Annotated in this window: 22 protein-coding genes; 12 read left to right on the top strand and 10 right to left on the bottom strand. The window is 60.6% G+C overall.

Annotation, left to right across the window (positions count from 1 at the left end; translation table 11 throughout):
- Nucleotides 1-2: 2 nt before the first annotated feature.
- The 3 genes from dnaX to nfo all read left to right on the top strand — a co-directional run bounded on the left by dnaX (nt 3) and on the right by nfo (nt 4,214).
- Nucleotides 3-2,609, top strand: a complete 2,607-nt coding sequence (gene dnaX, locus NOM06_RS08535) for a DNA polymerase III subunit gamma/tau (protein ID WP_255911087.1) — start codon at nt 3-5, stop codon at nt 2,607-2,609.
- Nucleotides 2,610-2,723: 114 nt separating this feature from the next.
- Nucleotides 2,724-3,053, top strand: a complete 330-nt coding sequence (locus tag NOM06_RS08530) for a YbaB/EbfC family nucleoid-associated protein (protein WP_005333445.1) — start codon at nt 2,724-2,726, stop codon at nt 3,051-3,053.
- Nucleotides 3,054-3,371: 318 nt separating this feature from the next.
- Nucleotides 3,372-4,214: a deoxyribonuclease IV gene (nfo, locus tag NOM06_RS08525; protein ID WP_005333444.1), complete on the top strand. Its 843-nt coding sequence runs from the start codon at nt 3,372-3,374 to the stop codon at nt 4,212-4,214.
- Nucleotides 4,215-4,304: 90 nt separating this feature from the next.
- Here the strand turns inward: nfo and NOM06_RS08520 are convergent, their stop codons facing one another.
- Nucleotides 4,305-5,210 carry a LysR substrate-binding domain-containing protein gene (locus NOM06_RS08520; RefSeq protein ID WP_255911085.1) on the bottom strand — a complete coding sequence of 302 codons (906 nt, stop codon included), beginning with the start codon at nt 5,208-5,210 and terminating at the stop codon, nt 4,305-4,307.
- Nucleotides 5,211-5,312: 102 nt separating this feature from the next.
- Here NOM06_RS08520 and NOM06_RS08515 point away from each other — a divergent pair, with 102 nt between their 5' ends.
- The 4 genes from NOM06_RS08515 to NOM06_RS08500 all read left to right on the top strand — a co-directional run bounded on the left by NOM06_RS08515 (nt 5,313) and on the right by NOM06_RS08500 (nt 9,755).
- Nucleotides 5,313-6,305, top strand: coding sequence for a TDT family transporter (locus NOM06_RS08515; protein WP_255911082.1), 993 nt, complete (start codon nt 5,313-5,315; stop codon nt 6,303-6,305).
- A 258-nt stretch (nt 6,306-6,563) separates the two neighbouring features.
- Nucleotides 6,564-7,553, top strand: a complete 990-nt coding sequence (gene lpxM, locus NOM06_RS08510) for a lauroyl-Kdo(2)-lipid IV(A) myristoyltransferase (protein ID WP_255911080.1) — start codon at nt 6,564-6,566, stop codon at nt 7,551-7,553.
- A 150-nt stretch (nt 7,554-7,703) separates the two neighbouring features.
- Complete coding sequence (locus tag NOM06_RS08505) at nt 7,704-8,699, top strand: lauroyl-Kdo(2)-lipid IV(A) myristoyltransferase (protein ID WP_255911078.1); 996 nt, start codon at nt 7,704-7,706, stop codon at nt 8,697-8,699.
- Nucleotides 8,700-8,894: 195 nt separating this feature from the next.
- Entirely contained in the window at nt 8,895-9,755 is an 861-nt protein-coding gene (locus tag NOM06_RS08500) for a PA4780 family RIO1-like protein kinase (protein ID WP_021231339.1), read from the top strand.
- Between the two features lie 101 nt (nt 9,756-9,856).
- Here NOM06_RS08500 and NOM06_RS08495 read toward each other — a convergent pair whose 3' ends face one another.
- From NOM06_RS08495 to NOM06_RS08485, 3 genes are all read right to left on the bottom strand, one after another.
- On the bottom strand, nt 9,857-10,393 hold the full coding sequence (locus tag NOM06_RS08495; protein WP_255911076.1) for a GNAT family N-acetyltransferase: 537 nt from the start codon (nt 10,391-10,393) through the stop codon (nt 9,857-9,859).
- On the bottom strand, nt 10,390-11,628 hold the full coding sequence (locus tag NOM06_RS08490; protein ID WP_255911074.1) for a GGDEF domain-containing protein: 1,239 nt from the start codon (nt 11,626-11,628) through the stop codon (nt 10,390-10,392). The genes NOM06_RS08495 and NOM06_RS08490 overlap by 4 nt, the downstream gene beginning before the upstream one ends.
- A 263-nt stretch (nt 11,629-11,891) precedes the next feature.
- Entirely contained in the window at nt 11,892-12,386 is a 495-nt protein-coding gene (locus NOM06_RS08485) for a prolyl-tRNA synthetase associated domain-containing protein (RefSeq protein WP_255911071.1), read from the bottom strand.
- Between the two features lie 166 nt (nt 12,387-12,552).
- Here NOM06_RS08485 and NOM06_RS08480 point away from each other — a divergent pair, with 166 nt between their 5' ends.
- The gene (locus NOM06_RS08480) at nt 12,553-14,979 is read left to right on the top strand and encodes a DNA polymerase II (RefSeq protein ID WP_255911068.1); all 2,427 of its coding nucleotides are present in this window, start codon (nt 12,553-12,555) and stop codon (nt 14,977-14,979) included.
- Nucleotides 14,980-15,053: 74 nt separating this feature from the next.
- Nucleotides 15,054-15,305 (top strand): DinI family protein, encoded by a 252-nt coding sequence (locus tag NOM06_RS08475; protein WP_201905430.1) that lies wholly within the window; start codon nt 15,054-15,056, stop codon nt 15,303-15,305.
- Nucleotides 15,306-15,479: 174 nt separating this feature from the next.
- On the opposite strand, the gene NOM06_RS08470 is transcribed toward NOM06_RS08475, so the two are convergent.
- From NOM06_RS08470 to dcuC, 5 genes are all read right to left on the bottom strand, one after another.
- Nucleotides 15,480-16,343, bottom strand: a complete 864-nt coding sequence (locus NOM06_RS08470) for a DUF2927 domain-containing protein (RefSeq protein WP_255911065.1) — start codon at nt 16,341-16,343, stop codon at nt 15,480-15,482.
- A gap of 26 nt (nt 16,344-16,369) precedes the next feature.
- Nucleotides 16,370-16,873, bottom strand: coding sequence for a M48 family metallopeptidase (locus tag NOM06_RS08465; protein WP_255911062.1), 504 nt, complete (start codon nt 16,871-16,873; stop codon nt 16,370-16,372).
- A gap of 144 nt (nt 16,874-17,017) precedes the next feature.
- Nucleotides 17,018-18,661, bottom strand: a complete 1,644-nt coding sequence (locus NOM06_RS08460; RefSeq protein ID WP_255911059.1) for a hypothetical protein — start codon at nt 18,659-18,661, stop codon at nt 17,018-17,020.
- 188 nt (nt 18,662-18,849) lie between these two features.
- Nucleotides 18,850-20,496, bottom strand: coding sequence for a bifunctional UDP-sugar hydrolase/5'-nucleotidase (locus tag NOM06_RS08455; RefSeq protein ID WP_255911057.1), 1,647 nt, complete (start codon nt 20,494-20,496; stop codon nt 18,850-18,852).
- A 91-nt stretch (nt 20,497-20,587) separates the two neighbouring features.
- On the bottom strand, nt 20,588-21,940 hold the full coding sequence (gene dcuC, locus NOM06_RS08450) for an anaerobic C4-dicarboxylate transporter DcuC (RefSeq protein WP_005336914.1): 1,353 nt from the start codon (nt 21,938-21,940) through the stop codon (nt 20,588-20,590).
- 195 nt (nt 21,941-22,135) lie between these two features.
- Here dcuC and NOM06_RS08445 point away from each other — a divergent pair, with 195 nt between their 5' ends.
- Together NOM06_RS08445 and NOM06_RS08440 are read left to right on the top strand one after the other, a co-directional pair.
- Complete coding sequence (locus NOM06_RS08445; RefSeq protein ID WP_255911055.1) at nt 22,136-22,600, top strand: hypothetical protein; 465 nt, start codon at nt 22,136-22,138, stop codon at nt 22,598-22,600.
- A 183-nt stretch (nt 22,601-22,783) separates the two neighbouring features.
- Nucleotides 22,784-23,380, top strand: coding sequence for a DUF922 domain-containing protein (locus tag NOM06_RS08440; RefSeq protein ID WP_255911053.1), 597 nt, complete (start codon nt 22,784-22,786; stop codon nt 23,378-23,380).
- Between the two features lie 95 nt (nt 23,381-23,475).
- Here the strand turns inward: NOM06_RS08440 and mnmC are convergent, their stop codons facing one another.
- On the bottom strand, nt 23,476-25,494 hold the full coding sequence (mnmC, locus tag NOM06_RS08435; RefSeq protein WP_255911051.1) for a bifunctional tRNA (5-methylaminomethyl-2-thiouridine)(34)-methyltransferase MnmD/FAD-dependent 5-carboxymethylaminomethyl-2-thiouridine(34) oxidoreductase MnmC: 2,019 nt from the start codon (nt 25,492-25,494) through the stop codon (nt 23,476-23,478).
- Nucleotides 25,495-25,584: 90 nt separating this feature from the next.
- Between mnmC and fabB the strand changes: the two genes are divergently transcribed.
- Nucleotides 25,585-26,796 carry a beta-ketoacyl-ACP synthase I gene (gene fabB / locus NOM06_RS08430; RefSeq protein ID WP_255911049.1) on the top strand — a complete coding sequence of 404 codons (1,212 nt, stop codon included), beginning with the start codon at nt 25,585-25,587 and terminating at the stop codon, nt 26,794-26,796.
- Nucleotides 26,797-26,949 lie beyond the last annotated feature (153 nt).

Genomic DNA, 26,949 nt, shown 5'->3' with positions numbered 1-26,949 from the left:
TTATGAGCTATCAGGTTCTGGCGCGTAAATGGCGCCCCCATACGTTTGAACAAGTGGTAGGCCAGCAACATGTGCTGACCGCCTTGACCAACGCCCTGGATCAGGGACGGCTGCATCACGCCTATCTGCTGAGCGGTACCCGCGGGGTGGGCAAGACCACCATCGCCCGTATTCTGGCCAAGAGCCTCAACTGCGAGCAGGGGATCAGCAGCCACCCGTGCGGTGTCTGCGACACCTGCCGCGAGATAGATCAGGGCAACTTTGTCGACTTGCTGGAGATTGACGCGGCGTCCCGCACCAAGGTGGAAGATACCCGCGAGCTGCTCGACAACGTGCAGTACCGTCCGGCCCGCGGCCGCTTCAAGGTCTACCTCATCGATGAAGTGCACATGTTGTCGCGTCACAGCTTCAACGCGCTGCTGAAAACCCTGGAAGAGCCGCCCCCCTATGTGAAGTTTCTGCTGGCCACCACGGATCCGCAGAAGCTGCCCATTACAATTCTCTCGCGCTGCCTGCAGTTTCATCTGAAGAGTCTGGATCAGACCCAGATCGCCAAGCAGCTCGAATGGGTGCTGGATCAGGAAGGTCAACCCTTCGAGCCCCGCGCCCTGCTGGCTTTGGCCAAAGCCGCCGACGGCAGTATGCGCGATGCCCTGAGCTTGACCGATCAGGCGTTGGCCCACGGCAATGGTAGCGTGCGCCTCGACAGCGTGCTGGCGATGCTGGGCACGCTCGATCACCGCCATCTGCACCAGCTGCTGGAAGCCATTTTGCGGCAAGATGCCCCCGCGGCCATGGCCAAGATCACCGAGATCGCCACCCTGGGCCCCGATTTTGATCAGCTCCACGCCGAGCTGGAAGGCTTGCTCCATCGCATCGCCATGGCCCAGCTGCTGCCTGCCAGCGTGCAGGAGCAGGGGGCGGATGCCGATTCCCTGCTGCAACTGGCCAAGGCGATGAGCCCGGAAGAGGTACAGCTCTGCTACCAGATTGTGCTAGGTGGCCGTAAAGATCTGCCCTGGGCCCCCGATGGCCGCACCGCGCTGGAGATGACCTGCCTGCGGATGCTCGCCTTCTCGCCAAGGCGCGATGCCTTGCATCCGGCCAGCCTCACTGCGCTGCCCCCGTCAATGACGAGCAGTGCGGCGAGCAGCGCCACTCCGGTAGCCTCCTTGCCGGGAAAGCGCCCGGCCGCTGAATCGGCCGCAGTGGCACCGATCAGCGGCGCCGTGCCCACACCTCTAGCCAGCCCTGTTGCCAGCACGCCTGTTGCTACCAGTGCAGTGCCCGCTGTTGATGTCTCCCTGCCTGCGATGACGGATGACATCGGCAACCCCGCCGATAGCGAGGAGGAGGCGCAAGCCGCCGAGCTGTTCAGCCAGCAGGATGAGTTGCTGCGCGAGGCTGCGGGCATGGGGTATCAACCCGAGCCCGCGTTGACCCATGCGCAGCCCGATGTGTCTGCGCACTCAGCTGCACAGCCCGCAGATGCTGATGAACAAGCTTCTGCCGCAGCCTACGCGGACCATTCCCGTGGCGAGCCGCTGACCGCCCCCTTCGAGCCCGCGCTCGCAGCGACAGCAACGCCTGTTGCCGCTGCTGAACCGGTATCAGCGGTATCGAGCATGCAGAGTCTGCTTGGCAAGCGAAACATGCTGCGCAGCCGCCAGCGTGGTCAGGATGCCCCGGCGGTGCCCGCACCGCGCGCAGTGCCGGTTGCGCCAGCTCGTCCTGTCGCGCCCGCTGCTGCACCGGCCGTCACCCAACAACCTGCTCCGGTCAGCCAATCGGTCGGGCAGGGGATGGCGACGATGGGTCACTGTGATGATCTGCCGCCAGTGGATCTCTATGGCGACGGTTACGAGCCGCAGGGTGACAACGGGGAATACGAAGAGTACCTCAATCAGGGGTTTGCCGAGCAGACACAGGTGATGAGCCACGCTCCCGTCACGGCACCGGCCCAGCCAACCGATCTGCCCCCCTGGGATCTCGACGGGCAGCCGAGTTATCGACCCGGCGAGCGCAGTGCTGCGGCGCCAGCGGTGACGCCCACCCCAGCGGCCCAGCCGCCCGTTGTTACCACGGCGGTGGCTACTGCACCTGTGACACAGAGCGAGCCCCCTCAGCCGGTGATGGAGACCATCGACTGGGATGAGCTCGAGAGCGATAGCGAGCCGCAAGAGGGGGAGGCGACTCGCCTTATCCCCTCCTCGCTACTCAATGGTTGCGGTGACCCTTGGGCCGAGTTGATCGCTCACACTCAGGTGGGAGGGCGGCTGCGCCAACTGGCCATCAACTCGGTGATGACGCGAGAAGGGGACAAGGTACTGCTAACCCTCAAGCCCGAACAGCGCCATCTGGTGAGCGACAAGGCGCGCGCCGATCTGGCCGAGATCATCGGGCCGGCGCTGGGGCAACCGGTGCAGGTCGAGGTGACGCTCGGTGTGGTGCCTGACCAGGAGACCCCCCTCGAGATCGAACACCGCCTCTATCTCGGGGTGCGCGAGCAGGTGACCCGGGATCTGGAGCAGGATCCCAACGTGCAGTTTTTAGTTCAGCGGTTTGGTGCCGTGCTTCATCACGAGAGCATCGAGCCCCTCAACCGCTAAATTCCGTGGCCGGGAGCTTGCTTCCGGTTGAAAAGCAGTTTGGCTGTCCCCATTTAGGACAGACAAGCCCACAGCCCGGCGCTGGATGCCGGATTTCAAGACGAGAGACGACATATGTTTGGTAAAGGTGGAATGGGGAACCTGATGAAACAGGCCCAACAGATGCAAGAGCGTATGCAAAAGGCGCAAGAGCAGCTGGCTCAGATGGAAGTGACTGGTGAAGCCGGTGCTGGCATGGTCAAGGTTACCATGACCGGTAGCCACAGCGTCCGTCGCATCGAGATCGACCCCTCCCTGATGGAAGATGACAAGGAGCTGCTGGAAGATCTGGTTGCCGCCGCTTGTAACGATGCCGTGCGCCGTGTGGAAGAGCAGAACAAGGCCAAGATGGGCGAACTGACCGGTGGCATGCAACTGCCGCCAGGTTTTAAAATGCCCTTCTAAGGCGACTCTCCCCGCGCATTCTTGCTCCCTTGTCGCTGGCCATTCGGGTCACGGCAAGGGGGACGGCCGAGAGACCCAAAGACGCAGCGTTATTGCTCAGGCGATACGCTGCGTTTTTTTATGGGCGCCATGCTGGGGTGGACGGGCTCTAACTATCCCTTCTGCGGAGCGGTTGCTTCAGTGCAGGCCGATTACGCCATGAAACGCAGCCGCTTTGCCAAGGCGGCGCTATTTGTCGATACCCGCTATCGGATATCCCGGTTTGGCGTGGCCGGGCGGGAGCGGCATAATGGCGGCTTGCCGTATCGAGGAGATTGTATGAAATATATCGGAGCCCACGTCAGTGCGGCCGGCGGGGTGGAGAATACCATCGCCCGTGCCCAGGCCATCGGGGCCAACGCGTTTGCCCTCTTTACCAAGAATCAACGTCAGTGGCAGGCGGCCCCCTTGTCGGATGCCACCATTCGTGCCTTCAAGGCGGCCTGTGACAAGGCCGGTTTTCTGCCGGAGCAGATCCTGCCCCACGACAGTTACCTCATCAATCTGGGCCACCCGGATCCCGATGGTCTGGCCAAATCCCGCGATGCGTTTCTCGACGAGATGAAGCGCTGCGAGCAGCTGGGGCTCTGTTATTTGAACTTCCATCCCGGCAGTCATCTCAAGCAAATTCCCGAGGCGGCCAGCCTCAAGCTGGTGAGCGAGTCCATCAACTGGGCGTTGGAGCGCAGTGAAGGGGTGACGGCGGTAATCGAAAATACCGCCGGGCAGGGGACCAACCTCGGCTGGTCGTTCGAGCACCTTGCCACCATCATCGAAGGGGTGGAGGACAAGAGCCGGGTCGGGATCTGTTTCGATACCTGCCACGCCTTTGCCGCTGGCTACGATCTGCGCACTGCCGAGAGCTGCGCTGCCGTCTTTGCCGAGTTCGACCGCACGGTGGGTTTTCACTATCTCAAGGGGATGCATATCAACGGCGCCAAGTGCACCTTCGGTAGCCGGGTCGATCGCCACCACAGCTTGCGGGAGGGCAATCTGGGAGAGGCGGTATTCCACCACATCATGAATGATGATCGCTTCGATCGCATTCCGCTGATCCTCGAGACCATAGACGAGTCCATCTGGGGCGAGGAGATCAGCTGGTTGCGCAGTCTGGCGAAGTGATACTCAGAAGCGAATCAAAGAGAGGGAGCCGTGGCTCCCTCTCTGCTTTTCCGTTATTGGCGGGCCTGCCAGCGGCGCTCCGAGCGGGCGTTACTCTGCGCGGCTCACCTCGGCATTCTTCACCTGAGCCCGGCAGAAGTGGATAAAGTGGCGCAGGGAGGTGGAGTGGTACTTCTGCTTGTGCCAGATAAGGGAGAGCTGGCGCGGGAAGCGACGGGAGAGGGGCAGGGCGATCAGCCGCCCATCTGCCAGGCGATCCGAGGCTGCCAGCCGGGAGATAAAGGAGATGCCAAGCCCCTTCTCCACCGCCAGCATCACTGCCTCCAGGGTGTTGAGTTCAAGCCCTGGTTGCCAGCGGGGCAGCTCGGGCTGGATCTGCTGGATAAATTGCTCGCGGCTGCCCGATTGAGCTTCACGCAATACCCAGGTCTCGCCCCCCAGTCGGGAGAGGGAGAGCTCCTTCTTGTTGGCAAGCGGGTGACCGGGTGGGGCCACCACCAGCATCTCGTCCTGCAGCCAGGGTTCGGCGAGCAGGTCAGGGTGGTGGTTCTCCCCCTCGATCAGTGCCATATCCAGCTCGAAGTTGGCCAGCGCATGGCAGAGCAGGTGAGTGTTGTTGATGGTCACCTTGGGGGGGAGTCCCAGCTCCTGTTTGCTGCTGGCGAGCAGGGTGGGGAGCAGGTAGTTGCCGATGGTCTGGCTGGCACCAAGGCGAAGCTGGCCGCTCGGCTCGGCATCGGGGCTGAACAGGTTCTCGATATCCTGCATCCGGGTCAGCAGCTCTTCGGCGGCCGGTTGCAGCAGGCGCCCCTCGTTGTTGAGCTGCAATCTGGGGTGAATGCGGTCAAACAGCGGGGTAGAGAGCTGGCGCTCCAGCTCCTGCAGCGACTGGGAGACGGCCCCCTTGCTCAGACAGAGCTCGTTGGCGGCAAGGCCAAGGTTTCCATAACGGGCAATGGTGGCGAACACTTTCAGCTGCTGCAGGGTCAGTTTCATCGTGTTTGGTTTTCCTGAATGATTGATTTAATTCATTTAGATATCGTAAACGATAAGAGACCATTATCCTATCGCCATAGTCATCAATAGAAAGGTGTCATCATGATCGCAAGAACCCGTAAATCACTGGCTGCCGCCCCAACCCCCATGGCGGGTCTGGCGCTGGGCATCGCCAGCCTTGGTTGGTGTTGGGAAAATGCCGGTCACTTCGATGGCCGGATGCAACTGCTGGGCGCAGCCATCGCGGCCGTGCTGCTGCTGATCCTGACCTTCAAGTTTCTGCTTCACCCCCGCCTGCTGTTGCAGGATCTCGCTCACCCCGTGGTGGGCAGTGTGGTACCGACCTATGCCATGGGCACCATGGTGGTCTCCAAAGCGCTCGGTATGATTGCGCCGCAAGCGGGCGAGGCCCTCTGGCTGTTTGCCGTGGCGGTTCACCTGCTGTTCCTGGCCACCTTTATCTGGCATCGCGCCAAAGAGTTTGAAATTCACCACATGGTGCCGAGCTGGTTCGTGCCACCGGTGGGGATCATAGTGGCTGACGTCGCCTTCCCGGGTGGTCAATTTGCCCCGCTGGCCAACGGTCTGCTCTGGTTCGGGATCATCTGCTATGGCCTGATGCTGCCGCTGATGCTCTATCGCCTGATCTTCAGCCATGAAGTGCCGGATGCCGCCAAACCGACCATCGCCATTCTGGCGGCTCCTGCCAGCCTCTCTCTGGCCGGTTACCTGACCGTCAGCCAGGAGCCGTCACTGCTGCTGGTGGCCGTGCTGTTGGGGATCGCCATCCTGATGACAGGCATCATCTATCTGGCCTTCATCAAACTGCTGCGTCTGCCCTTTTCGCCGGGTTATGCCGCCTTCACCTTCCCGCTGGTGATCGGTGCCACCGCCCTGTTCAAAGTGGCTCATCTGGTTGAAGGGTTTGCGCAAGGGAGTCACTACGTCGAGCAGATCAGACTGCTGGCCCACTTCGAGCTGGGGGTGGCTACCGTGATCGTCGGGTATGTGGCACTGCGTTACCTGATGTTTTTTCTGCCGCAGCGTAATACTGAAATGAATAACGGCATGGCCCGTCAGGGTGCTCACCGTTAAATCTTGAAGAAGATGTGACATCGGGAAATGGATAAGCAGTGCGCTCCGAGAGCGACGGGATAAACGACCAGTCATACGATGGATGGACAAAGAGCCTCCACTCTGGTTGTGTAACGAGCAAAATGCCCCGCAGTGCGGGGCATTTTTTTATGGTTTTTTGATGTGGCGCCCTTGGTGGGCTATTTGCCATGGATTTAACTGGTATTACCTGTCAGGACGACTACAATGCAGCACCACTTTTTCGCTCGACCCCAATACATGTCGTCCCAAGATCCCGTATTTGACTCCTCTTTTGAAGCCCGTTTTCTGCATCCCCGCTACTGGTTCAGCTGGCTGGCGCTCGGCGTGCTGATGCTGCTCGCCTTTGTGCCGGTGCGATTGCGCGACCGTTTGGCCGAAGCCTTGGCACCGCTGGTGTTTCGTATCTCGAAAAAACAGATTTATATCGCCAGAACCAATCTGGAGATCTGCTTCCCGGATAAGAACCCGGAAGAGCGGGATGCCATTGCACTGACCTCGATCCGGGTCGGCCTCAAGAGTCTGTTGGGATTTGGCGAGTTCACCATGCGCAGTCAACGTTATCTGATGAGCCGGATGCAGGTGATCGGTTGGGAGCATATCGAGGCGGAGCGGGCGGCCGGCCGTCCGGTGATCCTGGTGGTGCCCCATACCTGGCCGGTGGATGCCGCCGGTTACTGCTTCACCCAGCGCGGGGTGCCGATGTGCACCATGATGAAACGGGCGCGCAATCCGGTATTTGACTGGCACCTCAACCGTGCACGAGCCAAGAACGGTTGCCGTGTTTACGAGCGCAGCGCCGGGATCAAGGCGGTGATCAGGACCATCAAGAGCGGTCGCAGCTTCTTCTATCTGCCGGATCAGGATCATGGCCGCGAGAAGAGCATCTTCGCCCCCTTCTTTGGCTATCCCAAAGCGACCCTGCCTGCCTTGCCCCGTCTGGTGCAGGTCAGCGGTGCCAAGGCGGTGCCGCTGCTCGCCTGCTATGACGAAGCGAACCACTGCTACCGGCTGGAGATTGAGGCACCGTTCGACAACTATCCCACCGAGGATGTGATGGCCGATACCTGTCGCATGAACGACATGGTGCAACAGCAGCTGATGCGCCATCCGGGCCAGTACATGTGGTTCCTCAAGATCTTCGATACCCGTGAGGATCAGGAGGGGCTGGATGGCCTTTACGAGGCGGGGATCCAGCGGATCCGCAAGGGATTGTCGCCCCACGGCTGACCCAGAATTTGGATTGATTGAAATGGCCCCAGGTGGGCCATTTTTTATGATAACTAGTCTGATCAGTGCCTTGCAGGTCGATGGCCAGCCTCCCCAGGGTAGAAAAAAATGTCAGGATAACTACAATAACCGTTTGTTTTTGATGACTTGATGGCCGCCATGTCTGCGTTAGATCCGGTATTTGATACCTCATTTCATAGCCGCCTGCTGCATCCCAAATGGTGGGGCAGCTGGTGTGCGCTGGGCCTGCTCTCCCTGCTGGCATTTATCCCCGCGAGATTGAGGGATCGCTTTGCCGATCTGGTCTCACCGACCCTGCTGCGTTTTTCGAAAAAGCAGGCCTATATCGCCGATACCAACCTCAAGATCTGCTTTCCCGAGCTGGATGCCGCCGCGCGTCAGGCGCTGCTGCTTAAATCGATCCGGGTCGGGCTCAAGACCTTTATGGGCTTTGGCGAGCTCAGCTGGCGCAGCAAGGCGCGGCTGACCCGCCGCATCAAGGTCACCGGCTGGGAACATGTGCAAGCGGAGCAGGCTGCGGGCCGCCCGGTGATCCTGGTGGTGCCTCATACCTGGGCGGTCGACATGATTGGCCGCTACTTCTCCATGATGGGCATCGAGATGTGCACCATGATGAAGAGCCCGAAAGATCAGGTGTTCGACTGGTACATCAACCGCGAGCGGGCCAAAGGGGGCAAAGTGTACGAGCGCAGCGCCGGGATCAAGCCGGCGATCAAGTCGATCCGCGCCGGTGCCAGTTTTTTTTACCTGCCGGATCAGGATCACGGCCGTGAGGCGAGTGTGTTTGTTCCCTTCTTTGGCCGCCCCAAGGCAACCCTGCCTGCGTTGCCCAAGCTGGTGAAGCTGACCGGTGCCAGAGCGGTGCCCATCTTCGCCAGCTATGACGAGGATGAGGGGCGCTATCTGCTGGAGATTGAGCCGCCGTTTGACCCTTATCCCACCGCCGAGCTGCTGGCAGACGTCAATGCCATGAACCGGGTGGTGGAGATGCAGGTGGCGCGCCATCCCGAGCAGTACATGTGGTTTCTCAAGATCTTCGAAACCCTGGAGCATCAGGAGGGGGATGACGGCCTCTATGAAGCGGGGATCCAGCGTATTCGTCAGGGCTTGCCGCCTGAACCTTGAAAATTGGCCCGCTTGCGGGCCATTTTTGTTGGCACAGGCGCCTTTCGTATTTGGTCTGCTGCTGGTGGTTTTTAAGGCGAACGGGTGGACAAAAATAGCGCAAACAGGGGATAACAGGGTGTCTTATGAAAGGGAGAGGCAGGTGAGCGTGCGCGGAGCTATCTTCGAGAGCGGAAATAGGGTAAAAGGGCGGCCATGAAAATTCCAAATCGAATCCAACCTCTGGTTGATGACGGCCTGGTCGATGAGGTCGTCAGCCGGTTGATGAGCGGCAAAGAGGCCGACGTCTATGTGGTGCGCTGCGGCGACGAGATCCGCTGCGCCAAAGTCTATAAAGAGGCGTCCAAGCGCAGCTTCAAGCAGGCCGTGGTCTATCAGGAGGGGCGCAAGGTGCGTAACAGCCGCAGCGCTCGCGCCATGGAGAAGGGCTCCAAGTACGGTCGCAAGCAGCATGAAGAGGTGTGGCAGAACACCGAGGTTGACGCCCTGTTCAAGCTGGCGGCTGCTGGTGTGCGGGTGCCGCAGCCCTATGTCTGCCTCGATGGCGTCCTCTTGATGGAACTTATCACCGATGAGGATGGCAATGTCGCGCCGCGCCTCAACGATGTGGCGCTTACCCCCGAGCAGGCGGTCATCGACCATGCCAAGGTGATCCGTTACGTGGTGCGGATGCTCTGCGCCGGTCTTATCCACGGCGATCTCTCCGAGTTCAATGTGCTGGTGGATGAACAGGGCCCCGTCATTATCGACCTGCCCCAGGTGGTGGATGCCGCCGCCAACAACCAGGCCAAGGCGATGCTGGAGCGGGACGTCAACAATATGCGCAACTACTACGGCATGTATGCCCCCGAGCTGCTCAAGACCCGTTATGCCCAGGAGATGTGGGCGCTGTTTGAAGATGGCAAACTCACCCCCGATAGCGAGCTGACCGGTCACTTTGAAGAGAGCCGCGCCGCCATCGATCTCGATTCGGTGCTGCAGGAGATCGAGAGCGCCGAGGAGGAGGCCTATGCCCGTCAGGCCCGGATGAAGGCGGAGCAGGAAGACAGCTACTAACGGTCTTGCCACGTTCGCAAAAAGAGCGCCTTCGGGGCGCTCTTTTTGTTGGAGTCTCGGTTGAGGTCATCATACCTGTAACTGATCACTGGCTGCTGTAGTCAATAGACCTGATGTTGTCGGGCCGTGCAGGGGGCTAGCTGATACATCTCCAGCCAGTTGCGATCCCCCGGATGGAAGTGCCGCCCCAGCAACACGCCACCGGCGGCTGTAATCACCTTGCGGGAAGCCAGATTATCTTCGCCGCAGCTGATCAGCACCGGCGCCGCCAGTACCTGTTGTTGCACCCAGCGCAGCAGCACGGTCGCGGCTCCTTCGCCACGGCGAGAGGGGCGGGTTTCGTAACCGATATGACCCAGCCACTGGCGGGTTGCCTCATTGTCACCGTGACGCAGGCGCAGGGTGGCGATGATCTCCTCGCCATCGAGGGCAAAATAGGTGGTGGTCGGCAGGTATCCACTGGGCAAGTTGCGCCCTTTGGCGTGATCCAGCAGGCTCTGTAGCCAGCCGTCCGGGTCAAATTGCGCCACCTGATAGAGCGGTTGTCCGTCTTCGGCGCATTCGGTGACATAGCGATGGTAAGCCGGAGCATCTGCCAGCCTGGCCGGTCGGCATTGCAGAGCGAGCACTGCGCTCATGACAGGAGCGCGCAGGGCGGCAGCGGCTGCGGCTCGTTGTGGTGGAGCTCCTGCACGCAGGCCCGTTGCCTTCCCGCCTGTTTGGCGGCGTAAAGAGCCTGATCCGCTCGAAGGTAGGCCGCTTCAAACCCCTCGTCAGGGTGCAGCGAGGTGAGGCCGATGCTGAGGCTGATGGGGCCACCGGCCAGCGCCCGGGTCGCCTCGGCGATCTGTTGCTGTAAGGCGTGGCAGTAGTCTGGCAGGGTCTGCGGGTCCGCCATCAGCAGCAGGGCCAGCTCATCGCCGCCAAGCCGACCGGCCATGCCCTCGGCAGGCAGGGTATTGGCGATCACCCGACCCACGGCCCGCAGCATGGCATCACCGGCGGGGTGGCCGTGGCGGTCGTTGATCTGTTTGAAGTTGTCCAGATCGATCAGCAGCAGCTGGCTAGGGCTAGCCATCTCGCGGGCACGCAGGGCCACCTGGCGCTCGAAATAGTGGCGGCTGAACAGGCCGGTCAGCTCATCCTGATTGGCGCGCCGCTCCAGCTTGCGCTGGGTGGCCAGCAGGGCTTGCTGCTGGCGGGTGTGGACCAGGTTCAGCAACAGATAACTGCGGGCGATGGTAAAGAGCAGGCTGAGCAGGATCACAGGCCCGAGCAGCGGGTCGGTGAAGAAGTTGGCCGCCAGCTCCGGCTGCCAGAGATGTTTGGCGATCCGCAGCAGTTGCAACAGCAGTTGCAGGCCGAGCAGCAGAATGGCAAAGCGCAGCACCCGATAGATAGGGGCCAGCCGCTGGTAGCGCCAGAGCTGCCAGATAAGCAGCGCAATCTGCAGCGAGAGCACGCCGGAGAGCACGATTATCCGACTGTGCACATCAAAGAGGGGTTGCTGCAGGGCGGTCAGGGCAAACAGGACGAAACCGCCGAGGGTAACGGCGGGCAGCAGCCAGCCCAGTTGGTCGGCTTCACGGCGAAAGAAGTAGCGCATCCCCCGTTCATAGAGCAGGGTGGTCGACATCATCAGCAGGTTGGTGCAGAGAATATTGGCAAGGGAGGCATTTCCCTCAAGGGGGCGCAGCAGCAGGCAGCAAAAAGCCCCCGCGATAACCAGTTCCCCCGCTGACCAGTAGATCAATGCCCTGATCTGGCGATGGGTGTGCCACATGGCGGCGAAAATGGTGGCGACCCCCACATGTGACAGCGTGACGAACAGCACCAGACTCAACAACTGGGCTGAGGAAAACAGACTTGGCATCAAGGGGCTCTCTGGGAAGTCACCTGTGAACGAACAGGCGATGGGGTATCGCCCGCTGGCAGTGGCCGATCACAACATGAATCCAGCCTATTATCAATTGGTTAAATGGCCGAATGTGCTCACCTCCGACTTCTTGCACGATGGCAATTGCTGACTCGATTTATCCGCGCACAAGGAGCCATTTTATTGTCTTATCAGTCAATTTCGCTGCGTGAGAGGTGGTTGTGTTGGCGGCAGGGTGAACCCAACCGCCAGCCGTTGTGCTAATCGCAGGTTGCAGCAGGCAAGCGCATTACGATGGCCTCCCTGTCCAGATGGGTCAGCAGACGGCGCACGTCGTTGAGGCGGATGATCAGGGTAGCGGTGTTGACCAGCGGATGGCACTGCACCTGTTCGGCCTGCCAGATGGCCTCGTCCACCACCAGCTCTACCGCTTTTTCCCTGTCGCGCACCATGGCGAGCAGGGTCACCGAGCCCGGGGTAAGGCCGAGCACCGCATCGAGCCGCTCCGGGGAGCCAAAGCTCAGCCGTTTGACCCCGAGCATTACCGCCAGCGCCTTGAGATCGACCCGGCGCTCCTCCGGACTCACCACCAGAAACAGCCGCTCGCTTTTCGGATCGCGCAAAAAGAGGTTCTTGGTCTTGGCGGCGGGCAGGTCGGGCAGCAACTTGCTCGCCTCCTCACAGGTAAACACCGGGGGATGGTCAAAGCGCTGGTAGGGGATAGCCAGCTGATCCAACAGGGAATAGATTGCCACAAAGACTCCTTTCGTCGGCGAAGAGTGGTCAGAATGGGATGGGCGGGAATAACGACCGGATCGAGCTTACCAGTTTGACTCCCGCCTCGCAGCCAGTGTGACGATTGCGAGCAGGCACTGTATGAACGTACAATAGTCCTATTCTCGGACAGCCCCTTTACGCTTCATGACTGCAACCCACCCCACCGTACCTGCCGCTCCGCCCCTCGACGGTTTTATCCTGACCCGCCATGGTCGGGACGTGCGCGGCCGCCACGGGCAGGCAGCCACCACCGAAATCGTGATGTGGCTCTGGAGCGCGCAGGGGCCGGTGCGGGTGGTGGTACCGGGGCAGGAGCCGGTGTTCTTTTTGCCGCAGAGCCATATGGCAGAAGCCGCCGAGCTGTTCAAAGGGGCCGGGGTGAGCGGGCGGTTTCGCCGCCTGCCGATGCACACCTTCGACGGTCGACCTGTAGTGGGCTGCTATTTCATCACTCTGAGTGCCTTTCACCGTGCCATCGAGCTGTTGCTCATTCGCGGGCTGGAGCACTTCGAGGCGGATATCCGGCTGCCGGAGCGGTTTCTGATGGAGCGTTTCATCACCGCTGGTGTGCGCTTCGATGGCCGGGCGGTAAAAAAGGGGGGCAAGCAGGGCTACTGGGAGGTGAACGAGGCGCGCTGCGCGCCGCAGGCGGTGACACCGACCCTCTCCTGGGTGTCGCTCGACGTGGAGTGCGCCATGGACGGGGCGCTCTTCTCGGTCGGTCTTTATAGTGAGCAGGATGCGCGAGTCATCATGATTGGCACCCCGGAAGCGGATGCCGAGAGTTGGGGCACCCAGGTCCAGTGGGTGGCGGACGAGAGCGCCCTGCTGAGTGCGCTGGAGAGCTGGTTCAGCCTGCATGACCCCGATCTGGTCATCGGCTGGAACGTGGTCAACTTTGACTTTCGCCTGCTGCTGCGCCGCGCCGAGCTTAACAAGCGGCGGCTGCGGCTCGGGCGGGGGCGCGAGCTCTGCTTCTGGCGCTCGTCACGGGGCGATCCCCAGACTGGCAACGTCATTATCCCCGGGCGCATGGTGCTCGATGGCATCGATACCCTGAAAAGCGCCACCTGGCAGTTTGCCAGCTATAGCCTGGATGCGGTGGCGAGCGAACTGCTCGGCCGTGGCAAGGATATCGAGGATGTGGCCAATCGGGGGGAGAAGATCACCGAGCTGTTCCATTCCGACAAGGAGGCGCTGGCCCGCTACAACCTGGAAGATTGCAAGCTGGTGTGGGAGATCTTCGATTTCTGCCACCTCATCCCCTTTGCCATCGAGCGTGCCTCCCTCACCGGCCTTGAGCTGGACCGAGTAGGGGGCTCGGTGGCGGCCTTTACCAACCTCTACCTGCCGCGGCTCCATCGTGGCGGCTATGTGGCACCCAATCTGCCGGCCGATGGCGGGCTGGCGAGCCCTGGCGGCTATGTGATGGACTCCAAACCCGGTCTCTATCGCCATGTGCTGGTACTCGATTTCAAGAGTCTCTATCCCAGCATCATCCGCACCTTCTGCATCGACCCCATGGGGCTCATCGAAGGGTTGCAGCATCCCGAGCACGCCATTCCGGGCTTTCGCGGCGCCATGTTCTCCCGCGAGCGGCACTTCTTGCCGGAACTCATCGCCACCCTGTGGGCGGCGAGGGACAGAGCCAAGGCTGCCAGCAACAAGGCACTCTCCCAGGCCATCAAGATCATCATGAACTCCTTTTACGGCGTGCTGGGATCGGGGGGCTGCCGTTTCTATGATCCGCGCCTAGCCTCATCTATCACCCTGCGTGGCCACAGCATCATGCAGCAGACCCGCGAGTGGATTGAGGCGAAGGGATTCGAGGTGATCTATGGCGATACTGACTCCACCTTTGTCCATCTGGGGCGCGAGACCAGCCCGGATGAGGCGGATGAGATCGGCCAGCGACTGGCGCAAATGATCAACGATAACTGGGCTGCACTGATCAGACGCGAGTTCGACCTGCCGAGTTATCTCGAGATCCAGTACGAGACCCACTATCGCCGCTTTCTGATGCCCACCATCCGCGGCTTGGAGAAGGGCAGCAAGAAGCGCTATGCGGGGCTGGTTGGCAAGGCCAGTGAGGGGAGTGAACAGCTGGTATTCAAGGGGCTCGAATCGGTGCGCACCGACTGGACCATGCTGGCCAAGCAGTTCCAGACCCGTCTCTATGAGCTGGTGTTTCACGATGAAGATCCCAGCGGTTATGTGCGCACCATGGTCGATGAGACCCGCGCCGGTCGTCACGACGATCTGCTTATCTACCGCAAACGGCTGCGCCAGAAGCTCGAGGAGTATCAGAAGAATGTGCCGCCTCATGTGCGGGCGGCGCGGCTGGCCGATGAGGAGAACCTGCGCCGCGGTCTGCCCCAGCGCTATCAGCATCGGGGCGCCATCGCCTATCTGATGACCCTCAATGGCCCAGAACCGCTGGAATACAGGCGCAGTGCCATCGATTACGAACACTATATCGACAAGCAGTTGCGGCCCATTGCCGATGCCATCCTGCCCTTTATCGGCGAGTCGTTCGACCGGATCTGTGGTCAGCAGCTGGATCTTTTCTGATTGGTGCAAGTTGGCACTTTACTTCCCATAAATACTGTATAAAAATACAGTCATAAATCATGGAGAAGTTTCCTATGCGTCTTGAAATCATCATCGACAGAAAACATCAGATCCCGACCTCGACCATGGAGGCGCTGCGTCAGGAGCTGCTCAAGCAGCTTGGCGAAAAATTCCCCGACATCCATGTGCGGGTCGCACCGGGCAGTGCCATGGCTCTGACCGTCAGCCGTGCCAGCAAGGAAGACAAAGAGCTGGCCGAAGTCATGGTGCAGGAGGTGTGGGAGAACGCCGAAAGCTGGATGCCGGAAGAGAACGTCGCCTCCTGATCCCGCACTGTCAGTGGATAACTCGGGCGTTGGATAAATGGGCGGCGGATAAACAGGCATGCCCGCTAATGCACTGCTGATACCCATACAACGAAAAACGCAGCCAGGTGGCTGCGTTTTTCGTTGGTGGTGAGAGGCTCGCGGTGGTTTCTGGCTCTGGTTGAGCCAGGCCCGTTACAACCCCGCCCAGCTTTTCAGGCTCTGCTGCTGCACCCGCCGATTGGCTTCGCGGATCTCCCCTTTGGCGCGCAGGTCGGCCAGCGCAATGGGCAGTGCGGCGCGGATCTCGTCACTGCTCATTCCGGCTTTGAGGGCCGGGTGATAGGCCATCTTGAGCAGCACATAGTCCAGCCCGGTCAAAAAGCTGTCGATGCTGTTGTCATTGAAGATGGAGGGAAACACCTTGTCCGAGTCGTTGGGCAGCCCCATCACCTGGGTGAACTCCTCCACCACGCAGTCGAGAAAGCGTCCCTTGGCCCGGCTGTAGTCTATCGGAATGATGATGGTGGCACGGCTGATCTCGTGTTTTGCATTGGTTGCGAAGTTGGCAAGGCAGAGCCCCTCCTTGAGCGCCATCTTGACCGATGGATCGCCCCCCATGGTGCGGTTGGCCCAGCTCTTCATCTTGCTGTAGTCGGTCATGATCAGGGTCAGGTTGGGCTTTGCGGCCACCATGCTGATGGAGTGGCCGGTGATGCTGGCCAGATGGGCCGCCTGTACCTTCACCACGTCTGCCTGCAGCGGCTTGTCACCCGATTCGTTGATAAGTTGCAGCCGGATCGGCTGCTGCCAGCGGGCAAAACGGGTCTGCCTGGCTTGGCCATACTCCCGCTCCATGGCGATGGCCATAAAGCTCTCGACCAGATAGCTGTCGCTCTGCCAGCGCTCATCGGCACGGGCGCTGTGGCCCGCGAGCAGAAGCAGCAGAGTCAGCAGCCCACGTGACGAGCAGCGGGGATGGGCAGCGCGGCCCAAGCTGGCCATTACCAAAGTGGCAATAAAGCGGGTGGCACCAAAGGGGGTTGCGGCAAATGACATGTTTCCTCCCTGAAACGGTTGTCAGCCTAGCGGTTGGCCTTGTCGATATCGCGCCAGGTGAGCCAGAGCCTGAGATCAAACTCCAGTTGATGATAGTCGGGCTCCATGTGCTGGCAGAGTTGATAGAAGCTCTTGTTGTGATCCTTCTCTTTGATGTGGGCCAGCTCGTGCACCACGATCATTTTCAGGAACGGGGGCGGCACCTCCTTGAACAGGGCGGCGATGCGGATCTCGTTCTTGGCCTTGAGCTTGCTGCCCTGCACCCGGCTGACGTAGGTGTGCAGGCCGAGGGCATCCTTGATCACGTTGATCTTGCCATCGAACACCACCTTTGACAGGGGCGCCGAGCTCTTGAGGTAGCGGTTCTTCAGCTCCATGGTGTAGGCGAGCAGCGCCTTGTCGCTCTGGATCGGGTGGCTTTCCGGATAGCGTTTGGCCAGCATCTCCCCCAGCTTGCCTGCCGCAATCAGCTGCTGTACCTGTGCCTTGAGAGGGTCGGGATAGCCGCCCAGATAAGTCAGTTCCGCCATGGTGTCACTCGTTACATCAAAAAGAGCGTCATTGTAGTTATCTCGGGCGGGCTTGCCTACTGCGGGCCGCCGCTGCAAGGCGATCTGGCGCAATAAAAAGGGCGGCCATTGCAACAATGGCCGCCCTGCGGGGCGTAATGACGATCAGCGTCGGCGATAGAGACCCGGATCCACCTCTTCGTAGTGGCTGGTCAGGTATTGATAGAAGGCGAGATGGGAAGGGGAGCTCGGCTTTTTCAGCTCCTCACTCACCCGATCCGGCTTGGCGATGATGAATTTGGGGTTCTGGCGCTGGATATCGGCCAGCACCCGCTCGCGCACGTCATAGGGCGGATTGACGTTGGCAAAGAAGAGGTAGGCGGACGCCGGCTGGCGATCGGTCCAGAGATAATATTGCGGCTGGATGCCATCGACCCAGATCTTGTCGCTCGGGCTGGTTTCGGCCTTGATGCGATCGACCCGTACCTGCGCGGCCGGATTGAAAGGGCGACCCTTGAGGGTGCCTTCCCAGGCGTTGTTGATCATCAGCAGCAGCATGGCCAGCGTTGCCAGCCAGGGTGTGGCACTGCGCACATCCCAGGCGCGCCAGAGGGGGATGAGGATCAGCACCGGCAGCGCCCACAGCAGGCTGGTGCCGAGCACCTCGTTGACCCGCTCGAGGGACCACTCCTTGGTGCTCCAGCCAAAGGCGAGCTGCTGGGCCAGCAGCCAACTGGCGGTCAAGACGACCAGCGAGATGCAGAGCAGGCCGATGGCATCTGCCTGCTGTTCGCTGCGATCCAGCAATACCGCCAGCGGCAGCACCGCCAGTTGCAGGTAGAGCACGTCGTAGTGATCGAACACATGGCCGGAGACCGAGTTGGCGATCAGGGTAAACAGCACCCCAAACAGGGTCGCCAGCAGGGCGGGCAGATACCACTCCTGACGGCGGCTCAGCATCAGAATAATGAAGGCGGGCAGCAGCATCACAAGGCCGGTGCGCAGCAGGCCGACGGCGCCCACCATGGGGGAGAAGCCGTTGCCGTAGCTCCCTTCGAAGAAGATGTCGAAGGCGTAGTATTTGAAGGCCGCCAGCAGATCATGTTGCTGGAAGTAGGCGTAAAGCGGGCCACCAATCAGCGCCAACCCCAGCAGGCTGGAGATGAGCAGCAAGATGGCGTCACGCCACTTTTCGTGCAGACACCAGTGGCAGAACAGCACCAGATACCAGGCACCCCAGAAGGCGCCGTTGTTGGTGCGCATCCAGGCGACGATGGCGAAGGTGAGGGCCGCCACCAGCGCGGGCCACCAGCGAAATCCCTTGTCCAGCAGCAGGGTGATGAAGGCCCACTGGGCGATGAGGGCGAGGTGGAAGGTCCAGTCCTCAGTCATGTTGCCGTAGTAGTAACGGGTGCTGTAGAGAGCCAGCACCGCCAGCATGGCGCCAAGGCGCGCCTTGAACGAGAGTCCGAGCTGGGCAAAGGCCTGCCAGCTGGCCAGTAGTCCGAGCCAGCAAAGCACCCATTCCAGTGCCCAGATCCCGACAAATCCCCCCATTCGATAACCCAGCGCGTCGAGGGCGAAGATCATCGGCCCCTTGATGTCGATCATGTCGCGATAGAGCACCCCCCCTTCGCTCCACATCTTGCCCATCACCGCGAACAGCGAGGCATCAAACCCCGGCGCCATGGCGTGGAAGAGCGGATTGCGCAGACAGAAGAGCAGCGCCAGCATGGCGGTCAGCAGCACGATGGCTGGCTTGATACCCGGGTTGACGCGAGGGGGAGTGAAACGGATGGAGTGATTCATGAAGTCGCCTGTTCCTGCAGCTGGTCTTGAAAGCGGGCCTATCTTGCCGAGCTAGTGAGTGCGATGCAATGGGGCGGGCCCGTGTGGGGCAAATATTCTCGAAAAAGCCCGGTTGTTGCAGGGAACCGGGCGCTGGCTGCGGCAATATTGGCCGTCAGGGGGATGTGGCAAAGCCATCCCCCCCTGCATCAACTGAGGTACTCAAGCAGGGGCGGTTGCGCTTCCAGTGTGGGCAGGTGACGGGCCCAGCGGATAAAAGCGTCGGCCAGGGTGATGCCGAGCTCCTGATTGTGCTGGGTCAGGGTCCGCGCCAGTGCGGTGTAACCCTCCTTGCCGGAGGCGGTATAGGCGCTCGACACTCCGCGATAGATCTGTTCGGCATTGACCTCTTGCCACTGGCCGGGAGCGGCTTCCCACTCCAGGCGGGTGATGCGCTGACCCTTGGGCCGATCGGCCTGATAGGTGAATCGCACCCCCGCGGTGTAGGGGAAGCTGCCGTTGCCATTGCCGACCACGCCGTTGTTGGTGGCGTTGTCGATGGCATTCTCCAGCGCTTCCGCCAACTCGTGACCGTGCACCCGATAGAGGGTGAGGGGAATGGCAAACGGCAGCAGGCGACCGGCGATATCCGCTTCGCTCAGGGGGCCCGGCTCCAGCGAGCAGCGCACGCCGCCAGCATTGTGCAGGGCAAAGTCCACCTCGCCTACCTGTTCACGGGCGGCGGTCAGCATGGCGCGGGCCACCAGCGGGGCGAGCTGGCTGCCGTGGGGCTGGGTGGCATCCGGCAGCCGCTGATGGGGAAGTGGCGCCGCCAGCCGGGTGACGATGCGCTGGCTCATGGTTTCAATCTCCGGCCGGTAGCGTTTGGCCAGATGTTGTTCAAGCTGTTGATCCGGCTCGCAGAAGGTGAGCCCGGCGGGTGGGGTGGAGGCAAATGGCCAGGGCTGCCAGGGGAGCCACTCCAGCTGACCCTGACTTTGCACAACGCGGCCCGCCTCATCGAAGGTGAGCTCGCAGACACCGAGGCAGAGGGCGCTGTGGCCAGCGTGTAAAATGGCCACCCCGTTGTTCATCAGGGGGTAGGTACCTTCGCTTGGCAGACCCAGCGGCGCGAGATCCCCCAGCAGGCTGTGGGTGTGGCCACCGATGATGAGGCTGAGCTCGGGGAAGCGCTCGGCCAGCAGCTTGTCCTGATCCAGCCCGAGGTGGCTCAGCAGCACGATATGGTGGATCCCTTCGCTCTTTATCTCCCGCAGCACCTTGGTGAGGGTGTCGGCCACCGCGTGAAAACGGGTGTGGGGATCCGGGTTGGCGATGGCGGCCATCTGGGCGAGAGTGATGCCAAGCAGCGCAAAGGGAACCCCGTCGATCACCTGACGATGCCAGGGCTGATGGGCGTCGTAGAGGTGGGGAATATCCCACAGCCCAAGCGGCGTGTCGGCAGGCTCCTGACTGTTGTCCAGATTGGCGGCCAGCACCGGAAAATCGAGCTGGCGCAAGAACTCCACCAGCGGGCCGTTGCCCAGATCGAACTCGTGGTTGCCGAGCACCATGGCATCGGGGGCCAGCATGGCGAGCAGGTCGGCGTTGGCGCGCCCTTTGAAGCGGTTGAAATAGAGAGAGCCCTGAAAGGAGTCGCCACCGTGCAGAAACAGAAAACGCTGGCCAGCTGCTGCGGCTTGGGCACGCAGTTGGGTCAGTCGGGTCAGGATCCGGGCATAACCGCCGCACTGGGTGCGCCACTGGCCTTCACCGACAGGGGAGAAGCTTATGGGCGCGCCATCGAAGTGGGAGTGGCAATCACTGAAATGGGCAAGTTGAACCGTAATACTCATCTCGGTCCTCCTTAGGGGGAAAATGAGCACCGAGTCTACTGCAAAGGGGGGGGAGGATACCAGCCCGGCAGGGTGCCGGGCTGGTCAGCGATCAGGCGGGAACCATGATCTGGGTGGCGACGATCACCACCAGCAGGCCGACGGCGACCGGCATACTAGTGCGCTTGACCACCTCGAACGGCGAGAGCTTGCCCATCCCGGCACAGGCGACCACCACCCCGGAGACCGGAGAAATGGTACGACCCAGGTTGGAGGCTTGCAGCATCGGGATCACCAGATAGGCCGGGTTGATGCCAAGGCTGCTGGCCAGGTTGGGGATCAGTTCCACGAAGGCGTAGAAGGGGGCATTGCCCGAGCCGGTGGTGAAGGCGGCCAGGGTGGTGATCACCACCAGTGACAGCATCATGATCAGGCCGCCCGAACCGAGATCCTGCGCGTGAGCCAGCAGGGTGTCGATAAAGCCGATGGTCATCAGGCCCTGGGCAAAGACACCGGCACCGACCAGCAGCATGACCACGCCGGCAAAGGCATCAGCCATGTTGCGCCAGCAGACCTGCAGACCGTCCAGCAGCTCCTTGCCATTGCGGATACGCACCAGCTCCAGCAGGCTGGCCAGCACCATGCACATGACGATGATGGTGACGATATCCAGTTGCGGGCCCCATTTACCGTCAAACACTAGCACCCCGATGATGGGGGTAAAGGGCAGGATGGCGTAGAAAGCGGGGGCGGTAGTCACCAGATCACCCGGTGCGACCGGCTCGTTGTGCTCACCGGATTTCTGGTCAAGGTAGCGCTGCCAGAAGAAATGGGTCACCGCCATACAGGCGATCGCCACCAGCGAGATGGGCAGGGTCAGCTTGAAGGCAAAATCCAGCAGCGGCATGTTGGCGGCCTGGGCGGCCATCACCACGTCCCCTGAGGTCGGTGCCAGAATGATGGCGGCCGGCGAGGCGCATACGGCCGCAGCCGCGCCACGGGAGATCCCCATGTTGACCATCAGTGGAAACAGGGTGGCCATCAGCAGCACGCCGAGGCCGGTGGCGGAGCTCACCGCCAGCGACATGGCGCAAGCCACCAGATAGGCAGCTACCAGCAGAATATAGGGGGACTTGATGATGCCAAGCGGTTTGCTGGCCAACTTGACCAGAATGGTGTTGGCGCCGATATGGCTCATGTAGCCGGCGAAGCCGCACAGCACCATGATCAGCATCCCCAGTCCACCGCCACGGTCATTGAGCAGGAAGCGGACGTATTCGAAGATATCGGTGGCGATATAGCCGGTGCTGACCACCTTGCTCGGTAGCACCGGCTTGCCCATCATGGCGGTGATGACCAGCAGCAGCAAGCCGCCGCTCAGCAGCACCCCGGTCGCGGAGTATCCTTTGAAAATGGCACGGCCCACCACCAGGGTGACCAGGGTGCCAACGATGAGTTCCAGCATATGTTGCCTTCTGATTGGATGAGAGTGGAGGGAGTCTATTCCGATAGGGGTAGAGTGGCGACTGGAAACAGGATGTTGTGTGAGCTAAATCAACGTTTAACCCCATGAACAGAATTAAAGAAAGGTAAAGGTACTTTACCCAGTGGGTTTGGCTACCTACCCTTGCCAGCTTTGGTTGTCTTTTGAGGCTTTTATATGGTAGTTGGTGATTTTTCAGGCATTAAACGCTCTCTTTTCCTGCTCGCGATGCTATTTTCACCTACTTGCGTGTTTGCGGTAACCAATGACGGTTTTCATCAAACCGGTCCTCATCAGGCGGTCGCCATGCGGCGTCTCATGGCTCCTCACTCTTACGGGGTACTGGTGGTTGCCGAGGGGAACAGACCCCGTTTTGCCGCGCTGGCATCCAAAACCACGGAAGCAAACTGCCTGGCCCGTCATGCCATCCGGGTAGATGGGGTTGCGCTGCTGGTCACCCCGAGATTCTATGCCAAAGAGGGAAAACGGGGACTTTGCGAGCTGTGGCTCAATGAGGGGGCAGATCAGGACTTTTTTGTCAACCGCCTTAAAAATGATCATTTTATTCAGATAGATGGTCATGACATCAATGTGAAAAACTATCACCTCGACTGGCAGCACATCAGCCGTCATGCTCAATAAAAATACAGTTTTGGCCTTGTGCCATACTCTGCTCACGCAACCTGTGAGCGTGCTCTGATTTCTGGGCGCATCATTGTATTGCGCCGCCTCGTCGTCACACATAGGCTATAGCCGTCATCTGTGTGGCGGTGGGGTTCACCAAGGTTGGTACTCCGCCCGTGCAATCAAGGAAGGTAGTCTGGCATGGTCAGCAAGGTTTATGGAGTAGTGGGGGTCGGGTTGTTGCTGTTGCCCCTGATGAGTCAGGCTCAACCGAGCCGGCCGCAAGTGGTGCCAGAGTCCCGCATCAATGTCCGTTTTTATGAGGTCAATGCAACCAGTCCGGAGCAGCTTGCCCGGGCGATTGCCAAGAGTGCTCCCAAGGTGAATGGCAAGCCCGTACTCGGCAAGGCGAGTTATCAGGTGGACTGGCAGCTGGATACCGAGCAGTTGCCGGGTCGCTGCCAGCTCAACCGGGTGACGGTGACCACCAACGCCACCGTGTTGCTGCCCCGCTGGCGTCAGAGCGCGAACAGTAACGATCCTGCCCGCCAGCGCTGGGGGCGGCTGCTCTCCAGCATGTTTGACTACGAATCCCGCTTCAAGGAGATGGTGCTGCAAGGGGCCAATCAGGTGGGTGGCGCTATTGCGGGATTACCCGGTCATGCAGATTGTCAGGCGCTGCGCTATGCCGCGTGGGCAGCAGGTAGTGGCGAGCTGAACAAGATTAAGGGACGGCTCGACGGATTCCAGCGTCAGACAGGTTACGGCGAACAGCTTGGGGTGCACTGGCCCAAGTGAGCGCTATCTCAAGACGCAATATTCAGCGTCGCACGATTTGATAAATAGAATGGCCGCCCGATGGGCGGCCATTCTATTTGTTTGCAGAGTCCGGTTTAGACCAGCGCTTTGCCCTTAAGCAGCTTGCGTACCCAGTAACGGGCAGGGTGGAGCGCTTCCAGCAGATCGGCGGCCAGCGGCAGGGGCTCGTCGCAGATCTCGCTGGCGAGCAGCTCGCCACAGAGCGGCGCCGAGCAGAGGCCCCGCGAACCGAGCGCCCCAAGCACATAGAGGCCGGGGTGAAGGGGGAGCGGCTGGGCGTTGTGTTGACTATGCTGCAGCTGCGCATAGTGATCCGCCAGACCTTGCAATCTGGCCACTGGCCCTACCACTGGCAGGTGATCCCGGCTGGCACAACGTACCCCTACGCGTGCCTCGTTGTCACTCACATCCACCTCGGCGGGCCAGGTTTGCTCCGGCAGGCAGGCTTGCAACCGCGCCTGATTCTGGATTTGCTCTTCGGCCCGAAACTCAAGACCGATCTGGTTGCGGCCATAACTGGCACCGATGCAGTGTTGATCGTTGTGCATTGGCGTGAGGTAGCCATCGTAGCAGAGCACGGTCTTGAGCTGACGCAAGCTGGCTGTGGTCGGCACATGGCTCACCTGACCGCGCACCGGATAGAGGGGCAGTTCGGCAAAGGGGAGCAGTGCTGGCAACTGGTGACCGGCGGCGACCACCAGATTGGGGGCCTGCCAGTGGCGGCCATCCTGGCTTTCTACTTGCCAGCCATCGGCCTGCTCGGCAATGGCGCTTACTTGGGTGTGGTACTCCACCTGCAGCAGGCCGCTGGCTTGCGCCTCTTTCAGGGCGGCTCGGGTGAGATCGGCTGGACAGAGCCAGCCTCCCAGCGGATAGCTGACGCCGCTGTGGCCACAGGGCAGGCCAACCACCTGCTCTACCTCTGATGTAGAGAGGGGATGCATCAGTTCGGACGGGAAGGGGCCCTGACTCATCTTGGCCAGCTTGGCTGCCGATTTGTCGTCATAACCGAGCTGGGTCACTCCACATAATTCGAAAGCGATAGGATGGCGTTCGGCCAACGCCAGCAGCCGTTGGCGGGCATAGCCAAAGGCGAGCGAATAGAAGCGTGACAGGGCATCGTGCTCGCCGTTGAGCAGGGGATAGAGCGCGCCTTGGCGGTTGCCGGAGGCGCCGGTGGCCGGTTCGCCATCTGCGCACAGCAACGTCACCTTGCGACCCCGCTCCACCAGAGAGAGCGCCGTCATGGCCGAGGCGATGCCGCCGCCGATGATCACCACCTCGCCAGCGCGTCCGGCAGGACGGGCATACCAGGGGACTATGGTATGCTGCGGCTGCTTGTCGGTGCGATCCCCCACCAGCATCTCCCGCTTGCTACCGTGGCCCTTCACCTTCTTCATGGCAAAACCGGCGGCAATCAGGCCGCGACGGACAAAACCGGCACAGGTAAAGGTGGCGATAGAGCAATCGGGACGGGCGAGGCGAGCGAGACCATCAAACAGCTCCTGTGTCCACATCTCCGGGTTCTTGGCCGGGGAGAAACCATCCAGATACCAGGCATCCACCAGACCTTCTGCCCGATGAGGCACCTGCGGCAGCATATCCTTGATATCGCCAAACCAGAGATCGAGGCGAATGCGGCCACCCGCAAAATGCAGGCGGTGGCAACCGGAAACCGGCAGCGGCCATTGGGCGACAAGATCCTGACTCAAGTGGCCAAGTTCAGGCCAGGCGGCCAGCGCCTTGCGCAGATCGTCTTGGGTCAGGGGGTATTTCTCGAAACTGATGAAGTGCAGACGGGAGCCGTTGCCGGATTGAGGCGCCTGTTCCAGGAAGGCTTGCATTGTCGCCAGAAAGTTAAGGCCTGTGCCGAAACCTGTTTCACCTATCACGAAACTGTCACTATCGTGGTGCGAAAATCGCGCAGGTAGCCGGTTTTGCTGCAAAAAGACGTAGCGGGTTTCACTTAGACCGTTATCATTGGAAAAGTACACATCCCCGAAGTCACTGGAGACAGGAGTTCCCGCTTCATTCCAGTCCAATCGGGCATGATGTAAGGATGTTTGACTCACGTTTTCCTCGGCTCGCGTCACAAAATCGCGGGCATTCTACGTGAAAGCAGACCAGTTTGGCAGCCGAAAGCGGGTAGACTTGGCGCCAGTTTTTCCAGACGAGATGAATTAATGAGAAGAGCAGTGATCACCGGTATCGGCGTCATCTCCAGTATCGGCAACAACAAGGAAGAAGTGCTGGCCTCCCTGAAAGCAGGTAAATCCGGCATCACCTATTCCGAGCAGTTCGAGCAGCACAACCTGCGCAGCCGTGTCTGGGGTAACATCAAACTCGATCCGTCTGAACTGATCGACCGTAAAGTCATGCGTTTCATGGGCGACGCTGCGGCCTACGCCTACCTCTCCATGCAGCAGGCCATTGAAGATGCCGGTCTGGCGGAAGATCAGGTCTCCAACGAGCGTACCGGCCTGGTGGTCGGTTCAGGTGGTGCCTCCGGCAAGAACACCTCGGAATCTGTGGACATCGCCCGTGAGAAAGGGGTCAAGCGTGTGGGCCCTTACATGGTGCCGCGCACCATGTCTTCCACCACCTCTGCTTGCCTCGCGACCCCGTTCCAGATCAAGGGGGTCAACTACTCCATCAGCTCCGCCTGCGCCACCTCTGCTCATTGCATCGGTCACGCGCTTGAGCTGATCCAGCTTGGCAAACAGGATGTGGTCTTCGCCGGTGGCGGTGAAGAGCTGGACTGGTCCTCTACCATCCAGTTTGACGCCATGGGCGCGCTCTCCACCAAGTACAACGACACGCCGGAAAAAGCGTCCCGTACCTATGATGCGAACCGCGACGGTTTCGTTATCTCCGGTGGCGGCGGCATTCTGGTGATCGAAGAGCTGGAACATGCGCTGGCCCGTGGCGCTCACATCTATGCCGAGCTGACCGGTTACGGTGCTACCTCCGATGGCTATGACATGGTCGCGCCAAGCGGTGAAGGCGCGGTGCGTTGCATGAAGATGGCGATGCAGGGTGTGGGCAAGGTTGATTACATCAACACCCACGGCACCTCCACTCCGGTCGGCGATACCAAGGAGCTGGAAGCTATCCAGACTCTGTTTGGCTCAAACGGTCCCAAGATCTCTGCCACCAAGGCGATGACCGGTCATGCGCTGGGCGCTGCGGGCGTGCACGAGGCTGTCTACTCCCTGCTGATGATGGAACACGGCTTTATCGCTCCCAGCATCAACATCGAGACTCTGGACGAGAAGGCCGAAGGTCTGCCCATCGTGCGTGAGTACGAAGCGGCCGAACTCAATACCATCATGTCCAACAGCTTCGGCTTTGGCGGTACCAACGCCTCTCTGGTGTTCAGCAAGTTCAAAGGCTGATTATCCGGTTGATATAAAAAAAGCGCCTCAGGGCGCTTTTTTTGTCTTCGGGATTTGCCATCACTCATTGCAGAGCAGAGCAGAGCAGAGCAGAGCAGAGCAGAGCAGAGCAGAGCAGAGCAGAGCAGAGCAGAGCAGAGCAGAGCAGAGCAG

Origin of the sequence: Aeromonas sp. JL9 (assembly GCF_024436075.1) — a bacterium.
Classification (GTDB): domain Bacteria; phylum Pseudomonadota; class Gammaproteobacteria; order Enterobacterales; family Aeromonadaceae; genus Aeromonas; species Aeromonas veronii.
Note: the sequence above shows the minus strand (reverse complement) of the source record. Positions and strands in the feature narration are given on the sequence as shown.